The organism is Amycolatopsis sp. NPDC028719 (assembly GCF_055565395.1).
This window is the reverse complement of the sequence record NZ_JBVHUL010000001.1, coordinates 841,439-856,665: the sequence shown is the minus strand read 5'-3', so window position 1 is coordinate 856,665 and position 15,227 is coordinate 841,439. Positions and strand designations below refer to the sequence as shown.

General features: G+C 68.2%; 12 protein-coding genes and 1 tRNA gene. 3 read left to right on the top strand and 10 right to left on the bottom strand.

Going from position 1 to position 15,227, the window contains the following annotated elements; genetic code table 11:
* Window positions 1–4: 4 nt before the first annotated feature.
* On the bottom strand, window positions 5–2,335 hold the full coding sequence (gene dacB, locus ACZ4TR_RS04245) for a D-alanyl-D-alanine carboxypeptidase/D-alanyl-D-alanine endopeptidase (protein WP_465285691.1): 2,331 nt from the start codon (window positions 2,333–2,335) through the stop codon (window positions 5–7).
* A 178-nt stretch (window positions 2,336–2,513) separates the two neighbouring features.
* Between dacB and ACZ4TR_RS04240 the strand changes: the two genes are divergently transcribed.
* Window positions 2,514–3,032 carry an inorganic diphosphatase gene (locus ACZ4TR_RS04240; RefSeq protein ID WP_364512462.1) on the top strand — a complete coding sequence of 173 codons (519 nt, stop codon included), beginning with the start codon at window positions 2,514–2,516 and terminating at the stop codon, window positions 3,030–3,032.
* A 54-nt stretch (window positions 3,033–3,086) separates the two neighbouring features.
* Here ACZ4TR_RS04240 and ACZ4TR_RS04235 read toward each other — a convergent pair whose 3' ends face one another.
* The 6 genes from ACZ4TR_RS04235 to ACZ4TR_RS04210 all read right to left on the bottom strand — a co-directional run bounded on the left by ACZ4TR_RS04235 (window position 3,087) and on the right by ACZ4TR_RS04210 (window position 9,308).
* Window positions 3,087–4,742, bottom strand: a complete 1,656-nt coding sequence (locus tag ACZ4TR_RS04235) for an MDR family MFS transporter (protein ID WP_465285690.1) — start codon at window positions 4,740–4,742, stop codon at window positions 3,087–3,089.
* A 190-nt stretch (window positions 4,743–4,932) separates the two neighbouring features.
* On the bottom strand, window positions 4,933–6,201 hold the full coding sequence (locus ACZ4TR_RS04230) for a serine hydroxymethyltransferase (RefSeq protein WP_465285689.1): 1,269 nt from the start codon (window positions 6,199–6,201) through the stop codon (window positions 4,933–4,935).
* Window positions 6,202–6,336: 135 nt separating this feature from the next.
* The gene (gene rplK, locus ACZ4TR_RS04225) at window positions 6,337–6,759 is read right to left on the bottom strand and encodes a 50S ribosomal protein L11 (RefSeq protein WP_465285688.1); all 423 of its coding nucleotides are present in this window, start codon (window positions 6,757–6,759) and stop codon (window positions 6,337–6,339) included.
* Between the two features lie 39 nt (window positions 6,760–6,798).
* Entirely contained in the window at window positions 6,799–7,323 is a 525-nt protein-coding gene (locus ACZ4TR_RS04220) for a gamma carbonic anhydrase family protein (RefSeq protein WP_364512471.1), read from the bottom strand.
* 88 nt (window positions 7,324–7,411) lie between these two features.
* A complete protein-coding gene (locus tag ACZ4TR_RS04215) occupies window positions 7,412–8,614 on the bottom strand; it encodes a M14 family metallopeptidase (protein WP_465286288.1) in 1,203 nt (400 codons plus the stop codon).
* A 106-nt stretch (window positions 8,615–8,720) separates the two neighbouring features.
* Window positions 8,721–9,308, bottom strand: coding sequence for a TetR/AcrR family transcriptional regulator (locus ACZ4TR_RS04210; protein ID WP_465285687.1), 588 nt, complete (start codon window positions 9,306–9,308; stop codon window positions 8,721–8,723).
* Between the two features lie 122 nt (window positions 9,309–9,430).
* On the opposite strand from ACZ4TR_RS04210, the gene ACZ4TR_RS04205 reads away from it, so the two are divergent.
* Window positions 9,431–9,886 carry a GreA/GreB family elongation factor gene (locus tag ACZ4TR_RS04205; protein ID WP_364512476.1) on the top strand — a complete coding sequence of 152 codons (456 nt, stop codon included), beginning with the start codon at window positions 9,431–9,433 and terminating at the stop codon, window positions 9,884–9,886.
* A gap of 816 nt (window positions 9,887–10,702) precedes the next feature.
* Here ACZ4TR_RS04205 and ACZ4TR_RS04200 read toward each other — a convergent pair.
* The 3 genes from ACZ4TR_RS04200 to ACZ4TR_RS04190 form a co-directional block, all read right to left on the bottom strand.
* Complete coding sequence (locus ACZ4TR_RS04200; RefSeq protein WP_465285686.1) at window positions 10,703–11,251, bottom strand: hypothetical protein; 549 nt, start codon at window positions 11,249–11,251, stop codon at window positions 10,703–10,705.
* Window positions 11,252–11,340: 89 nt separating this feature from the next.
* Window positions 11,341–11,979, bottom strand: a complete 639-nt coding sequence (locus tag ACZ4TR_RS04195; protein ID WP_465285685.1) for a hypothetical protein — start codon at window positions 11,977–11,979, stop codon at window positions 11,341–11,343.
* Between the two features lie 1,336 nt (window positions 11,980–13,315).
* Window positions 13,316–13,389, bottom strand: a tRNA-Thr gene (locus ACZ4TR_RS04190).
* Window positions 13,390–13,522: 133 nt separating this feature from the next.
* Here ACZ4TR_RS04190 and ACZ4TR_RS04185 point away from each other — a divergent pair.
* Complete coding sequence (locus ACZ4TR_RS04185; protein WP_465285684.1) at window positions 13,523–15,181, top strand: hypothetical protein; 1,659 nt, start codon at window positions 13,523–13,525, stop codon at window positions 15,179–15,181.
* Window positions 15,182–15,227: the final 46 nt, after the last annotated feature.

Genomic DNA, 15,227 nt, shown 5'->3' with positions numbered 1-15,227 from the left:
CCGGCTACGAGCACCCGCACTTGCGCAGGCTCGTGGCGAGGGCGTCGATGGCGTCCCGGCCCGGCTGCTGGTCGGAGCCGTTGGACATGAACGCGAACACCAGCACCCGGCCGTCCTGGTCGAGGACCAGGCCCGCGAGCGTGTTGACGCCGGTGAGCGTGCCCGTCTTCGCCCGCACCCAGCCGCGGCCGGGCTGGGACGCCGGCGTCTCGAACCGCTTGTCCGCGAGGGTGCCGGACCCGCCGGCCACCGGGAGGCCGGCCAGCATCGCGCGCAGCTTCGCGGTGTTCGGGTTCTTGCCCTCCGGCGCCGCCGCGGCCGCCATCAGCTGGGTCAGCAGCTTCGCCGGGATCTTGTTGTCCGTCGAGATGCCGCTGCCGTCGGAGAGCTTGACGCCGGTGGTGTCGAAGCCGTGGTCCTTGAGCACCTTGATCGTCGCCGCGGCGCCGCCGGCGAAGGTCGCCTCCTGGCCGGTGGCCAGCGCCACCTGCCGGGCGAGGGCCTCGGCGAGGACGTCGTCGGACAGCTCCATCGTGTCGGAGACCAGCTCGGTCAGCGGTGCCGACTTCACCTCGGCGAGGACCTTCGCGTCCTTCGGTGCGGTCGCTTGGCCGCCGCCCGAGGCGCTGAGCTTCGACGCGATCGTCGACGCCAGCGCGCTGCCCGCGTTGGGCACGCGCTGCGAGTTGTTGTTCTTCGGGTCCTGGCGCCCGGCGTCGGCCATCACCGAGCCGATCTGCGTCGCGAACGTCGAGGGCGCGTCGCCCGCGGCCCAGCCCGGCGCGGTCGTCGCGCCCTTGAAGAGGCTCAGGTCGACCTGCACCTTCTTCACGTTCGGGTTGGCCTTCTTCACCTGCGCGACGAGGTCGTCGACGTGCGCGGCGCCCGGGTAGAGCGGCGACTCGGTGCCCAGCGGCAGCGCGGTGAGGGTGACGTCGCCGCCGCCGACCAGGATCACCGTGCCCGGGTCGGCGCCCTGCACGATCTTCGTCGACAGCCGCGTGTTCGGGTCCATCGCGAGCAGCGCGGCCGCCGTGGTCAGCACCTTCGTCGTCGACGCGGGGGTCACCGCCGCCGACGCGTTGTGGTCCCAGAGCGTGGTGCCGCTGACCGGGTCGACGACGCTGCCGTTGAGCTGGCCGAGCGCGCCGTTCCCGGCCGGGCCGGCCAGCACGGACTTGACGCCGTTCGCGGTCGGCGCCTGCCCGGCCGTATCCGGTCCCTGCAGCTGGCGCGTGGCGGCGGCCGGGTCCGGGCTGTCGCCCTTCGGCGCGTTCGGCGCCCACGGCAGGCCGAGGCGGTTCGACACCTTCGGCGTCGCGGCGGCGACCCCGCCGCCGGCCAGCACCAGCAGGGCGACCACGACGAGCGCGATGATCTTGCCCTTGCGCTTCTTCTTCGGCGGCTCTTCCGCGGAGGCGGACGCCGGCTCGGCCGGCGGCGGGGGCTCAGCGGGCGCGTCGGTGCGTGGTTGCGGCTGCTGCTGGAAGGCTCCGGGGAACTGGGTGGGCCGCTCGATCCCGACGGTCGCCTCGGCGTCGAACCGCTGCCCGTCCGGCTCGATCCGCATCGGCCGGGCCAGCGACCCCGCGGACGCCGGCGGGACGACCCCGCGCGGCGGCTCCGGCGGCAGCGCGGGACGGCGGTCGTCCGGCACGTCGAGGCGCTGCGCCCAGGGTGCGTCGGGGCGCTGCTGAGGCTCCGGGCGCTTCAGCTGCTCTTCGCGGCGCTGCTGCTCCTCGCGCCACAGCTGCAGCTCTTCCCGCCACGGCTGCGCTTCGGGCTTGTCGGGCTGCGGCTCGGCGGGGCGATCCGGCTGCTCACCGGGCCAGACGTTGCGCTCGACGGGCACCCACGGCGCCTTCTGGGGCTGCTGCGGCGCCATGTGCTGCGTGCTCTGGGCATCGGACTGCGGCTCCGCCTCCAGGTACTGGGTGCTCTCCGCGGCCGGTTCCTCGAGCTTCTGCTTCACCTCGATGTACTGGGTGGACTCCGCGACCGGAGCGGGCTCGGGCGGTGACTCCGGCTCCGGCTCGGCCGGCTTCTGCTCCGGCTTGCGCGAGCCGAGCCGGTCGGCCAGGTCCTGCTTGGCCGGCGTCGGCGGGGGCGGCGGCTCCTCGGCGGGCGCGTTCAGGCCCGGGATCGGCTCGGGCTCGACGTTCGGCGCGAACCACGACCCCTTCGGCGCCTCACTGCCTGTGACCTTGGGCACGCCGGACTCGCCCGAAGCGCTCGCGGGCGGGTCGGGCAGCGACATCGGCGTGGTCTTCCGCGCGCCGGACGACGAGCGATCTTCGTCCGACGAAGGCCACATCGGCTGGTCGTTTTCCGGCACCCACCACTCCTTCTCACCTGCCCCGGAAGGGGCCAAGCTCACATGCCGCGAGGCCGACATCGATGCGACCGCGAGACAGGGCGTAGTCCACACTAGGAGACGTCAAGACAGTCACTAAGGTTGCCGCCCGCGACGCGTGGGCACGCCGGATCCATCGAAAAGAAGCAGTGAGGACGCCGTGGAGTTCGACGTCACGATCGAAATCCCCAAAGGGGAGCGCAACAAGTACGAGGTCGACCACAAGACCGGCCGCATCAAGCTGGACCGGACCCTGTTCACGGCCACGCAGTACCCGGCCGACTACGGCTTCATCGACGACACCCTCGGCCAGGACGGCGACCCGCTGGACGTGATGGTGCTCGTCCAGGAGCCCACCTTCCCCGGGTGCCTGATCCGCTGCCGCGCGATCGGCATGTTCCGGATGACCGACGAGAAGGGCCCGGACGACAAGGTCATCGCCGTTCCGTCGAACGACCCGCGCCTCGAGCACCTGCGCGACATCCACCACATGAACGAGTTCCACCGCCTGGAGATCCAGCACTTCTTCGAGGTCTACAAGGACCTGGAGCCAGGCAAGAGCGTCGAAGGCTCGTCCTGGGTCGGCCGCACGGAGGCCGAGTCGGAGATCGCCCGGTCGTACGAGCGCGAGACCGACCGCCTGGCCAAGGAGAAGGCCAACGGCGGCGCGGCCCACTGACGTCACGCGAAAGAGGCCCCTCGGTTCCGAGGGGCCTCTTTCTGTTTCAGCGGGTCAGTGCGCCAGGGCGAGAGCCGGGGCGGCGTCCGCTTCGGCGTCCGCGCGCTGCTCCATCGCCGACTTGTCCGACAGCGGCTTCTCCTTGAGGAACCACACCAGCGCGAAGCCGACGGTCAGCACGATCCCGCCGACCAGGAACACCGTGCTCATCGACTCGGCGAAGCCCTGCAGGATCGGCCGGGCCAGCGTCGGGTCGAGCGTGGACAGGAACGACGTGTCGTTGACGTCCAGGCCGCTCTTCATCTGCTGCGCGAACTCCGGGTGCTGGGCCAGCGCCGAGGTGTAGGCCGGCGTGGTCATCGCCGAGCGGACGGCGTTGGCGATCTTGTCGCCGACCGTGCCGAACAGGATCGACAGGAACACCGCGGTGCCCGCCGTGCCGCCGATCTGCCGGAAGAACGTCGCCGCCGAGGTGGCGACGCCGATGTCCTGCGGGCGGACGTCGTTGGTCGCGGCCAGCACCAGCGTCTGCATCGAGGCGCCGAGGCCGAGGCCGATCACGAAGGCGATCACCATGACCAGGCTCAGCGAGGTGTCGACGGTGATCGTCGCCAGCGCGAACAGCGCCGCCGCCATCAGGCCGATCCCGGCCACCGCGAACATCTTGTACCGGCCGGTCCGGGAGATCACCACGCCGCTGCCGAGGCTCGCGAGCATGATGCCGAGCGTCAGCGGGAGCATCTGCAGGCCGGCCTGGGTCGGCGTCGCGCCCTTGACGATCTGCAGGTACAGCGGCAGCGACATCATCGCGCCGAACATCCCGGCGCCCTGCACGACCGTGACGAGCGTGGACATCCGGAACACGGGGGCCTTGAACAGGCGCAGCGGCAGCAGGGCGGCGTCGCCCATCCGGCGTTCGATCCACACGAAGGCGGTCACGCCCAGCGCGCCGACGGCGTACATCGCGATCGAGGCGGCGGAGCCCCAGCCCCACTCCCGGCCCTGCTCGGCCACGACCAGCAGCGGCACCAGGCCCACGGCCAGCGCCACGGCGCCCCAGTAGTCGACCTTCTGGTCGACGCGGGTGTGCGGGAGGTTCAGCACCTTGGTGACGACGACCAGCGCGGCGAGCGCGATCGGGACGTTGACCAGGAAGACCCAGCGCCAGCCGGTGATGCCCGCGAAGGTGTCGATGCCGGCGAAGAAGCCGCCGACGACGGGGCCGGCGACGCTCGAGATGCCGAACACGGCCATGAAGTAGCCCTGGTAGCGGCTGCGCTCACGCGGCGCGGTGATGTCGGTGATGATCGCGAGCGCCAGCGACATCAGGCCACCGGCGCCGAGGCCCTGGAACGCGCGGAACGCGGCGAGCTCGTACATCGACGTGGCCATGCCGCTGGCCAGCGAGCCGACCAGGAACAGCGAGATCGCCGTCAGGTACATGGGCTTGCGGCCGTAGAGGTCGGACAGCTTGCCGTACAGCGGCGTCGAGAGCGTCGCGGTGATGAGGTACGCCGTGGTGGCCCAGGCCTGCAGTGACAGGCCGTGGAGCTCGTCGGCGATGGTGCGCATCGACGACGAGACGATCGTCTGGTCGAGCGCGGCGAGGAACATGCCGAGCATCAGCCCGGACAGGACGGTGAGGATCTGGCGGTGGGACAGTTTGCCGTTCGTAGCGGCTGCTCCTTCCGCCGTGGTGGTGTCGCTCATGGTGGTCTCCCTTGGTAAGCCTTCGCCGTAGTTGCTTGTACCTGCCAACTACTTGCCTGAGCCAAGTATTGCCCCAAAGCTTGTATGATGCAACCAACTTCCCTGTGACCCACCTCACCCGGCCCGCAAAGCCGTGAAGGCCTCCTTCCCGGCCCTGGAAGCCGGTAAGGAGGCCTTCACGAACTTGGACTCAGGCGGAGTAACCCGGGATCGGGAACGGTGCCAGGAACTCGCGGATCTCCGCGGCGATCGAGTCCAGCGAGGACTCGTCGGCCGCCGCGGCCGCCGTCACCGTGCGGTCGATCCACTCCGCCACCTGGACCTGGTGCTCCGGCCGCAGACCGCGGGTGGTGATCGCGGACGTGCCGAGGCGGATGCCCGACGGGTCGAACGGCTTGCGCGGGTCGAACGGCACCGTGTTGTAGTTCAGCTCGATGCCGGCGCGATCGAGGGCCTGCGCGGCCGGCTTGCCCGCGACCGCCTTGTTCGTCAGGTCGATCAGCAGCAGGTGGTTGTCCGTGCCGCCGGACACGAGGTCGTACCCGCGCGCCAGCAGTGCGTCGGCCAGCGCCTTGGCGTTCGCGACGATCGCGTGCGCGTACTCGGAGAAGTCCGGGCGTTGCGCTTCGCCGAGGGCGACGGCGATCGCGGCCGTCGTGTGGTTGTGCGGGCCGCCCTGCAGGCCCGGGAACACCGCCTTGTCGACGGCCTTCGCGTGGTCGGCGTCCGAAAGGATCATCGCGCCGCGCGGGCCGCGGAGGGTCTTGTGCGTCGTCGTCGTGATCACCTGCGCGTGCCCGACCGGCGACGGGTGCGCGCCGCCCGCGACCAGCCCGGCGATGTGCGCGATGTCGGCGACGAGCACCGCGTCCACCTCGCGCGCGATCTCGGCGAACGCCGGGAAGTCGATCGTGCGCGGGATGGCCGTGCCGCCGGCGAAGATCAGCTTCGGCCGGTGCTGGCGGGCGAGGTCGCGTACCTGGTCGAGGTCGACGCGGCCGGTTTCCTTCGCGACGCCGTAGCGCACCGGGGTGAACCACTTGCCGGTCGCGGAGACGCTCCAGCCGTGCGTGAGGTGGCCGCCGTCCGGCAGCGCCATGCCGAGCACCGTGTCGCCCGGCTGCGCGAACGCGAGGTACACGGCCAGGTTCGCCGGAGACCCGGAGTACGGCTGGACGTTCGCGTGGTCGGCACCGAAGACGGCCTTCGCGCGCTCGATGGCGAGCAGCTCGACCTGGTCGATGAACTGCTGGCCCTCGTAGTAGCGCTTGCCCGCGTAGCCCTCGGAGTACTTGTTGGTGAGCACGGTGCCGGTCGCTTCGAGCACGGCCTGCGAGACGTAGTTCTCCGACGCGATCAGGCGGATCTTGTCGTGCTGGCGCTTGGCTTCGTCCTCGACGAGCCCGGCGATCGCGGGGTCGGCGGCGGCGAGCGCGTTCAGTTTCGGCTGGTGTGTCATGGCGTACTCCGGCTCTGGAGTGGCCTTCACCCAGGCGCGCGGTGCCGGCCTCGTCGTCGCTTCCCGGTGGTGCTCCACCTCGATGGCGCCAGTCGCTGCTGCACGCAAGAGCCTAGTCCAGCACGACCGCGTGCCTCAGTCCACGACCGCGACGCCCATGGACCGGGCCGTGCCCGCGATCGTGCGCATCGCCCTCTCGACGTCGGGCGTGTTCAGGTCCGGTAGCTTGCGCTCGGCGATCTCCCGCAGCTGCTGCGTCGTGATCTTGCCCGCGACTTCGTGCCCCGGCCGCGAGGAACCCTTGTCCCCCAGCGCTTTCTTGATGAGGAACGACGTCGGCGGCGTCTTGAGCCGCAGGGCGAACGAGCGATCCTCGAACACCGAGACGACCGCCGGCACGATGTCGCCGCGCTGGGCCGCCGTCGCCGCGTCGTAGGCCTTCTTGATCTCGACGAGGTTGACCCCGGTCTGCCCCAGCATCTTGCCGAGGTCGACGACCGGGGCGTTGCCCGCACTGAGTTCGAGGGTGACCTGGTGGGTGAGTTTCTTCGGAGCCATGCCCCGAAGCTAGAGTCTCCAGCTACTGGAGAGTCAACCTCAATCCAGCGCCTCGACGCCGGCCTTGTGGCGCTTCGCCAGGTCTTGGTAGACGGGCGCGTTGTGCTCCACCCAAAGCCGTGCGGAGTCGGTCAGCGGCACGAACTTCTTGGCCGGGCTGCCCATCGCGACGACCTCGGACGGCACCTCGGTGCCCGGCGTCACGGTGGCGCCGGCCGCGACCAGCGTCCGCTCGCCGATCTTCGCGTCGTCCAGGATCGTGGAGCCGTTCCCGATCAGGGCCTGCTCGCCGACCGTGCAGTCGTGCACCAGGCACTGGTGGCCGACGGTGGCGTTCTTGCCGATCTCGCACACCTTGCCGACGTTGACGTGCACGACGGAGTTGTCCTGGATGTTGGCGCCTTCGCGGACGATGATCTTGCCGAAGTCGGCGCGCAGCACGGCGCCGTACCAGACCGAGGCGCCCTTCTCGACAACGACGTCGCCGATGAGGGTGGCGGTGGGCGCGATCCAGGCGTCCGGGTGGACCTGCGGGCGGAGCCCTTCGAACGAGAACAGAGGCATGCCCGCACCCTAGACCGCGCTGTGACATCCGAGGCTCCGCCTCGGGCCGGGGGCTCCGCCACCCGGAACCCCCGGAAAGCACCGTGGGTCAGCCCGTGATCGCCGCGTTGATCAGGATGTCGACGGCTTTGTCGTTGCGCGTGGTCTGCGGGACGATCTGGGTGTCGCGCGGGTAGAAGCCCGGGTTGCTGCTCTTCGGGTACATCTCGAAGGTGAAGCTCCAGATCTTGTGCGTCGCCCACATCCAGTCGTTGACGCTGCCGTCGGTGATGTAGAGATCGCTGGACTGCTGCGGCGTGTAACCGTTGGTCGCCGCCATCTGCTTGCCGAGCGTCTCGAACTTCGTCGCCTCGGCCGCCGTGAGCCCGGGCGCGGTCCGGTCGTAGGTGTAGCCGAAGGGCCACAGCACCAGCTCGGAGTAGGTGTGGAAGTCGATGTGCGTCTTGATCTGCTGGGCGCCGCCGACCACGCGGGAGTTCACCCAGTTCGAGACGGCCCGGGCCTCGGGGGCGGAGAACGCCGCCGTGCCGCGGTAGGTCTCGCTGGACGTCGAGCCCGACGAGCCGCCGCAGCAGCCCCACTTGTAGCCCCAGTTGCGGTTGGTGTCGGTGCCGGGACCCTGGCGGTTCTTGCGCCAGCTGTGGAACGTGCCGCCGGAGATGTCGTACTCCGAGCCGTCCGGGTTGACGCTCGGGACGACCCAGATCTCGGTGCTGTCGACGAGCCGCTTGATCGCGGGATCAGTGGCGTACCCGCCGGTCAGCCGCTGCACGATGCGCAGGCACATCTCGGTGGTGAGGTGCTCGCGCGCGTGCTGGTTGCAGGTGAACAGCACCTCGGGCTCGTTCTCGTCGGTCGCGGCGTTGTCGGAGATCTTGAGCAGCGACAGCGCGCGGCCTTCGTACGACGTGCCGGCGCTGCCGAGCTTCGTCAGCGCCGGGTAGTTCGCGACGGCCTTCTGCAGCTCCGTCTGCGTCTCGGCGTAGGTGTGGTAGCCGGTGTAGCCGGCCGGGAAGTCCTCGACAGTCGCGGTGCCCTGCGGCCGGTCGACCGCGCCGAGCGCCTTGACGCCGAAGCCGAGCGCGCGCAGCTGGGCCGCTTCGCCCGGGTTGGCGATGACCGTCGTCGTGCCGTTCGTGCTGTCGAGGATGTCGGCACCGGTCTTCGCGACCTCGGTGCGCTGCTGGGCCGTGCCGGTGCCGGTCACCTCGTACACCTGCGGTCCGGCCGGCTGGGCGACGGCCTGGCCGCCGGTGGCGAGCATCAGAAGGACGGCCGCGGCCGCCGCCATGCACGTTCGTGGGCGCATCACGTCTCCTGCCCTCGGGGGTGCTTCGACCTTGGCGGGAGCCGGACGTACCGCGCAATCCGTACGTCTACGGATCTATAGGGCGTTGCTAGCCGTAGTTGGCGAAGCAGAGCGCCTCGATGTCGGCACGCAGTGTGGCGAACGGCCGCGGGCGCACCCGCTGCTGGACGACCGTGCCCAGCAGGTACGACAGCAGCGCGCGGGCCCGGGCGCGCGGGTCGTCGACGTCGAGCGGGGCGAGCAGCTCGGCCAGCAGCTCGGTGAGCGACGTGAGCATGACGTCGATGGCCTGCGGGTGCTGCGCGCGGCCGGCCGCGATCCAGTACTCGAACCAGAGGAACGCCGCGTTCGGGTTGGCGGCGAAGACGCTCAGGTACTCCTCGAGGACGGCGAAGAGGCGCTTGCGGGGCTCGTCGTGCTTCGCGGCGACCTCGCGCAGCCCCGCGGCGAAGGCGGTGATGTGCGCGGCCATGGCGCGGTCGATGAGGACGTCGATGTCGGCGAAGTAGTAGTGGATCGCGCTCTTGGTGAGCGGTCCGGCGTCGGCGATGGCCCGCACGGTGCACCCGGCGAGCCCGTCGCGCGCGAGGACGACGCGGGCGGCTTCGACGATCTGTTCCTGCTTGGCCAGCTGGTTGGGAGAGAGCCGCTCGCTGCGACCGGGGACTGCGCTCACGGTGATTCTCGTTACCTTCTTCCTGGACGGCAGCCCCGAATCCTAGGGCAGACGTCCTGCGGGTGGCCTCGGGGTGAAAAACCGGATTGGCCACCCCGGTCTTGTCGGCGGACAATGCGCGCATGGTGATCTCAGGGGACAAGGGGCTCAGCCCGGCTGCGCGCAGCCAGCTGGAGAAGGAAATCGCGAACCTGCGCGCTCAACGCGAAGCGCTGGCGCCGCAACCCGGCGAGCAGGAGCGCACGGGCGACGCGGCGGACCAGGCGGACGTGATCGACCGCGCGGAGGCGGCGGCCCGGCTCGACCGCCAGATCGCGGATCTGGCCGCGAAGATGGAACACGGCGGCTACGGCAACGCCCAGCTCCCCGACGGAACAACGGTGACCCTCCGCTTCTCGGACGGCGACGAAGAGACGTTCCAGGTGGTGACGGTCCCGGGCGAAGACGCGGACGCGATCACCTCCGACAGCCCCCTGGGCCTGGCCCTGGTGGGCCGCAAGGCGGGCGACGAGATCACCTACCGAACCCCCCGAGGCGACGCAAAGGCCACGGTCCTGAAGGTAACGCCCCCGAAGTAAGCCCCCTTGTCCCACCGAAGGCCGCCTCCACAAGAGGCGGCCTTCGTCGTCTCTTGACCCATAAGAGTGGTTCTGGTGAACAAATTCCGCCGGCCAACCCCCAAACGCAACCAGGGCGGGGGGCCGGGGGCGGAGCCCTCCGGACGGGGCGCGGGGCGGAGCCCCGCAAGGTACGCGAAGCAAGAAAAAGGCCCCTGCCCTCGAGGGGCAGGGGCCAACCACTTGCTGAGCCGCCTAGGGAATCGAACCCCTGACCTATTCATTACGAGCGCAATTCGTCACTTGTTGACCTTGATCGCAGAGCTCTGACCTGTGCGTCCATGGTCCTTGAACGTCCACATACGTCCGGGGTTAGTCACCCGGATTGCCACCCAGTTAGACACCCATCTCAGACCAAAGCGGCTGGACACGGTTAGGCGAGGACGTCCTCACCCTAACCGTGTTCCAGCCGCTTTCACTTACTCGTGACTAGAGACACAGTAGTAGAGTGGGAGAAGTTATCACCATAGGTGTCACTCACCTGTCACACCTAAATCCGCAGGTCAGACGGATTAGAGTGACAGAGTGACAGGTGTGACAGTCTCTACACCTGGGGGTGTCACTCGGCCACGCTTCACGGTGCAAGCGAGTCGTCGGCGACAATCGCCGCCGGAAATCGGCCCTGAGAGGGCCTGCTCCGGCCACTGAGGTCCCAACCTCACCAGCGCACTCGCGTTCGCTCACGTACGGCGCTCTCAGGCCGCCGAATTTGATGCACTCCACGGCCCGAGTCCGCCTGTCCGGGGCCTCAGGCCCCGACAGCTACCTGGGTAGCGACTACCAGATCTGGCGGGCTCGTTCCGCCGCCAAAAGGAGCGGGCCGCTATCCACCTGCAAGGTGGTCTCTTCAATGCCGCGGTCGAGCCAGCGAACGACGAACGTCAGCGGCCCCTCGGGCGGCAGTGGCCGCAGGTGAACCTGCTGACGCAGTGATCGCTTTCCCGCCTGAGTAACACCCGGATCCAGCGTCGGCCCGCTGGTCAGCCGACGATCGTGCTCAAGTCGGTCGACGTTGGTAGCGGCCGTGTCGTCAGAAAAAGCTACGCCGAACAGCAGGCCGGTTTCACCCACCTCTTCTTGGTGGGCCGGGTGTCGCACCACCTGAGGCAACGACTCACCCGCCGCCAGGTCCTCTCGCAGCAGCACCACCACCGTCAGAGTGATCCCGGACGGCCACACTGCCGCGCTCTCGATCGCGACGCAGGCATGATCGCTGCGGACCAGACGGTCTTCGATCGGCACGACAGCCGGCAAGAAGTCTCCCGCAGGCGGAACCCAGAGCTGCAGCGTCCGGGTTCCGACCACTTCGAAGAAGCTGGTAGCCATGGCACGACCTTTCGAAACGACACGCTGTCCTGACCGATGCCGGGCGACGAACCAGCAAGCGTATCCGTCGCCCGACACCAACCTTACTACTAAATGAACGGCGGGAAATACGCGTCGGTCGACCTCAATGGGCAGTATGCCTCAACATCGCCGATCACCGTACATTGCTCCCACGGCGGGCCGGTCCAATACCAGCCGTCAGGCAGAAACATCGTAATAACATTCGTCGCATAGTATGTTCCCGAACAAACCTGCTCAGGCTGAATACAGTAGCCCACAGTCGTAGAAGTACAGTTGTTGCTATTCACGCAGACGTCAGGCTCGGCATCCGTGAGCGTGCGCCCGTCAATGAAAAGTGATGACGCAGTACTCAATTCGGCCATGAACTGCCCATCAGCGGTCGTCGTGCAATTCACGTTGCCGTAGAACGGCGTACGACTATCCGTGAGCGCACCATTCAAATAGTGGGCAGTAGTCTCGAACTGAATTATCCCCTCGCAGCCGCCACCAGGAGGGTCAGCCTCCAAAGAATTTGTACTCGCGCCAGCCTTCTTGATGCCAGCCTTAAAGTGCGCAGTCGTAACCGATTTCTTCTCAACGCTCACAGGCTGAGAATCCTCGCTTGCATTCGCTACGCCGACAAGTCCTACCGAGGACAGCAGCAGAAGCAGACTTGCAAGCACTACCCTCATCATCGAAAACGGCAAGCTTCTTCGAATCTTTCTCATTTCTCTATTTCCCCTCTTTCAAGAGTCAACTAGCCGTCGACGACTCCAAGGCAAGCACAAGATTCTCTCACCGGGACACCGCCGATTGAGTGACTTGATCACGTCAACAAACAAGGAGGCAATTCAACGAAATAGCAGAGATTTCGTCGTGAAACTCACTCAGAAACCAAAGATTCGTAGGTTTTTCCGCAATACGAGAATGAATCTTGCAACCTCTAGCACCGCTAGGCGGGCGCCGAGGACTTGCTTAGGCAGACATAACATGTTCCCGACGCATCACCCATCGATCATTTCGACTTGTACACCGTCGAACACATGTTCTACGGTGAGGTGCGTTGGACGAGACGGGGAAGGTCCCGCCCGACGCACCACAGCACGTCGCCCCGTACCGCACACGGCGGGGCGACGTGCTCCCAAACCCGGAGTTACTGCGTGACTGCAGAGATCGATGGACGCGAGGTGGCACGCGCAAAGTTCCGAGTTGTGCGTGTGGCACTGGCGGTCGCCGCCTAGCTACACCCCAGCCGTCTCCATCAACTAGCAGATGGCCTTTCGGCACCTCGTCGACCTGACAGAGCCCGGTCACATCGCGTCGAGGGGGCGCATTGACGTCAGGTGAACCCGCCTGCGACGTCCGCCCCCTTGACACGACGTGATAGCCCTTGAGGAGGTCGAACTCGTTTGACTTGCGAATGAAAGCCCACGTCAACTTCTGGGTCTCGGCCGCATTTGCAGTGACAGCGATCGTCACCTGTGAAGCTGCTGGCCCGTGGCGAGACGAGAAGTCTCACGTGCACCGCGCCGAGTCCAGCATCGAACTCATGAGCAATGAGTCGCCGGCAGTGACCGGCGCCTTCATCGGGGCGTAGTGGACATCGCGTGCCCCGTCAGCGGGTGGTCGCTGGGCTCCTTGCGCGGGCGACCGCCGGGGACCGGGCGCCGGCCCACACGCCCTGGCGGGGCTTGCCCGCGGGTCAAACACAGTGCTCAGCGGCCCCGGAGAGCCGCTTCAACAAGTAAGAAACCTCTGAACACCCCCGGTTCGACACGCGTGGGCTTGTAGGCCGACGCCGACAGGCTCGGCGTGGGATACGCCGATCGAGGAGATCTCGCGTTTGGTTGGGCACAGCAGCACGGCCGTGACGAGCTGGTCTACCGGAAGCAGATCAGGCCGGTGGTCGAGTCGGGTGCGGTCGCGATGGACCGGCTTCCCCGCGCCGGGTGAACTTGCGGAAGTTTCTTCTCCCACCGACCGGGCGTCGTAGTCACCCACTTAGTCACCCACCAGACGAGTCAGGCCCCATCCGAGGTGTCTCGGATGGGGCCTGACCTGCGGAGCCGCCTAGGGGAATCGAACCCCTGACCTATTCATTACGAGTGAATCGCTCTGGCCGACTGAGCTAAGGCGGCATGTCTCCGGCTCGCGCTGGCGACGACGACAAGTGTAGCGGAGGCTGTCTGCGTCACTTTCCGGGGGGACTGTCGTTAGGGCCCTATGACGTCGGTCTCATCCGCCGATCGACCTATCTGGAGGCTCTGGCACATGCGGCGAAGACTGCCCCGTTCGGTGGCCCTGCCGGCGGCTGCGGCGTTGCTCCTGCTCAGCGCGGCGCCGGCGCATGCCGATCCGACTTATCCGACGACGCCGATCCCGCAGCCGGCGAACCCGGGGCAGGCGCCGATCTCGGCGCCGATCGGGCCGCAGCCGCTGGGGCAGGCCGTCGGGGATGCGGGGACCGCGCTCGGCATCATCCGGTTGCTGCCGAATGCCGTGCCGACGAAGACGATCCTGCCCGGGTTCGGCGACACCCTGCCGAAGCAGTCGGCGCTCGAGGCCGGGATGGGCCTCTCGAGCGCGTCGGCGAACTCCGACGCCTACCTGAGCTATGAGAAGGCGATCGCGCAGGCGTCGCCGTTCGGGCTGTCGGTGGGCGGGAACGCGCCGCAGACGCCGGGCAGTGTCGTGCAGACCGCGTTGCCGGACAACCCGCAGCCGATCAGCGGTGGGCTGAACGCGCCGCCGAATCCGCTGCTGAACGTGGGGCTGCTCAATGGGAGTGCGCACGCGCGGTGGAGCCCGACGCTCGGTCCGTGCGTCGACACCATCGCGGACGCGAGCACGTCGGTCGCGAGCCTGTCGCTGCTGAACGTCATCCCGTCGATGCCGAACCTGGGCCTCGACAAGCTCGCTCTGGACCCGAGCACGCTCGCGAAGGGCTTCGACCTGACCAAGGGCCTGCAGAGCCTCGGCGGGCTGCTGCAGGGCGGCGGCCAGACCGCGGCGAACGGCGCCGGCTCGCTGCTGAGCCTGCCGAACACGCTGTCGTCGCGTTCGCAGGTGAAGCTGGTCGACGTCCCGGGCTCGAAGAACAAGGCCGTGCAGTCGACGTCGACGCTGCAGGCCGCGGACATCGAGATCCTCAAAGGGACGCCGCTGGCGCTGAGCATCAAGGTGGCCAGCCAGCCGACGCTGAAGGTGACCTCCACCGGCGACGCGAAGACGTCCAAGGTGGACTACACCGCGCCGGTGCTGACCATCGAGGCGGCCGGCAAGACGCTGTACACGCTGGACGCGGCGCACCCGACGAAGGACATCCCGATCGGGCTGCCGCTGGCCGGGCTGAGTGACCAGTTCGGGCAGCTCAACGACATCCCGGTGGTCGGCGGCCTGGTCTCGACGCTCACCAAGGGCATCCAGCAGGTCGGCAACACCGCCGGAACCGTGCTGGACCTCGGGGTCCTGCGGCTGAGCATCGCCGGGCTGGACCAGAAGTCCGCGCAGATGACGACGCCGTTCAAGGGCTTCCAGCTGGGTGCGTCGGCGCGGCTGTTCGACCTGCAGCTGCTGCCCACGACCAAGCTCAAGAGCCTGCTGCCCGCCGACCAGGCGAAGAACCTGCCGTCGTCACTGGCGCAGCTGTCGCTCGGCGAGCAGGTCGCGCGGGCCTACGCGCCGACCGGCGGCGTGGTCTGCGGGACGACGTCGGCCCCGCCCGCGGGTGGTCAGGCCCCGAAGGGACCGGTGAAGAACCTCGCCTACACCGGCGGCGCGTACGACACGGTGCCGCTGTTCTGGACGGGCACCGCGATGCTGCTGCTCGGCGTGGTCATGGTGGCCGCGATGCCGGGCGCGCGACGTCGCCCGCTGGCCGTGGCGGCCGAGGAGAAGCCGTTCAAGCCGTCACCGCGTCCGCGCGAGTGACCTGAGGCAGCCCCGGGGGCAGTGAAGGAACCCGCCGAGAGCTCCG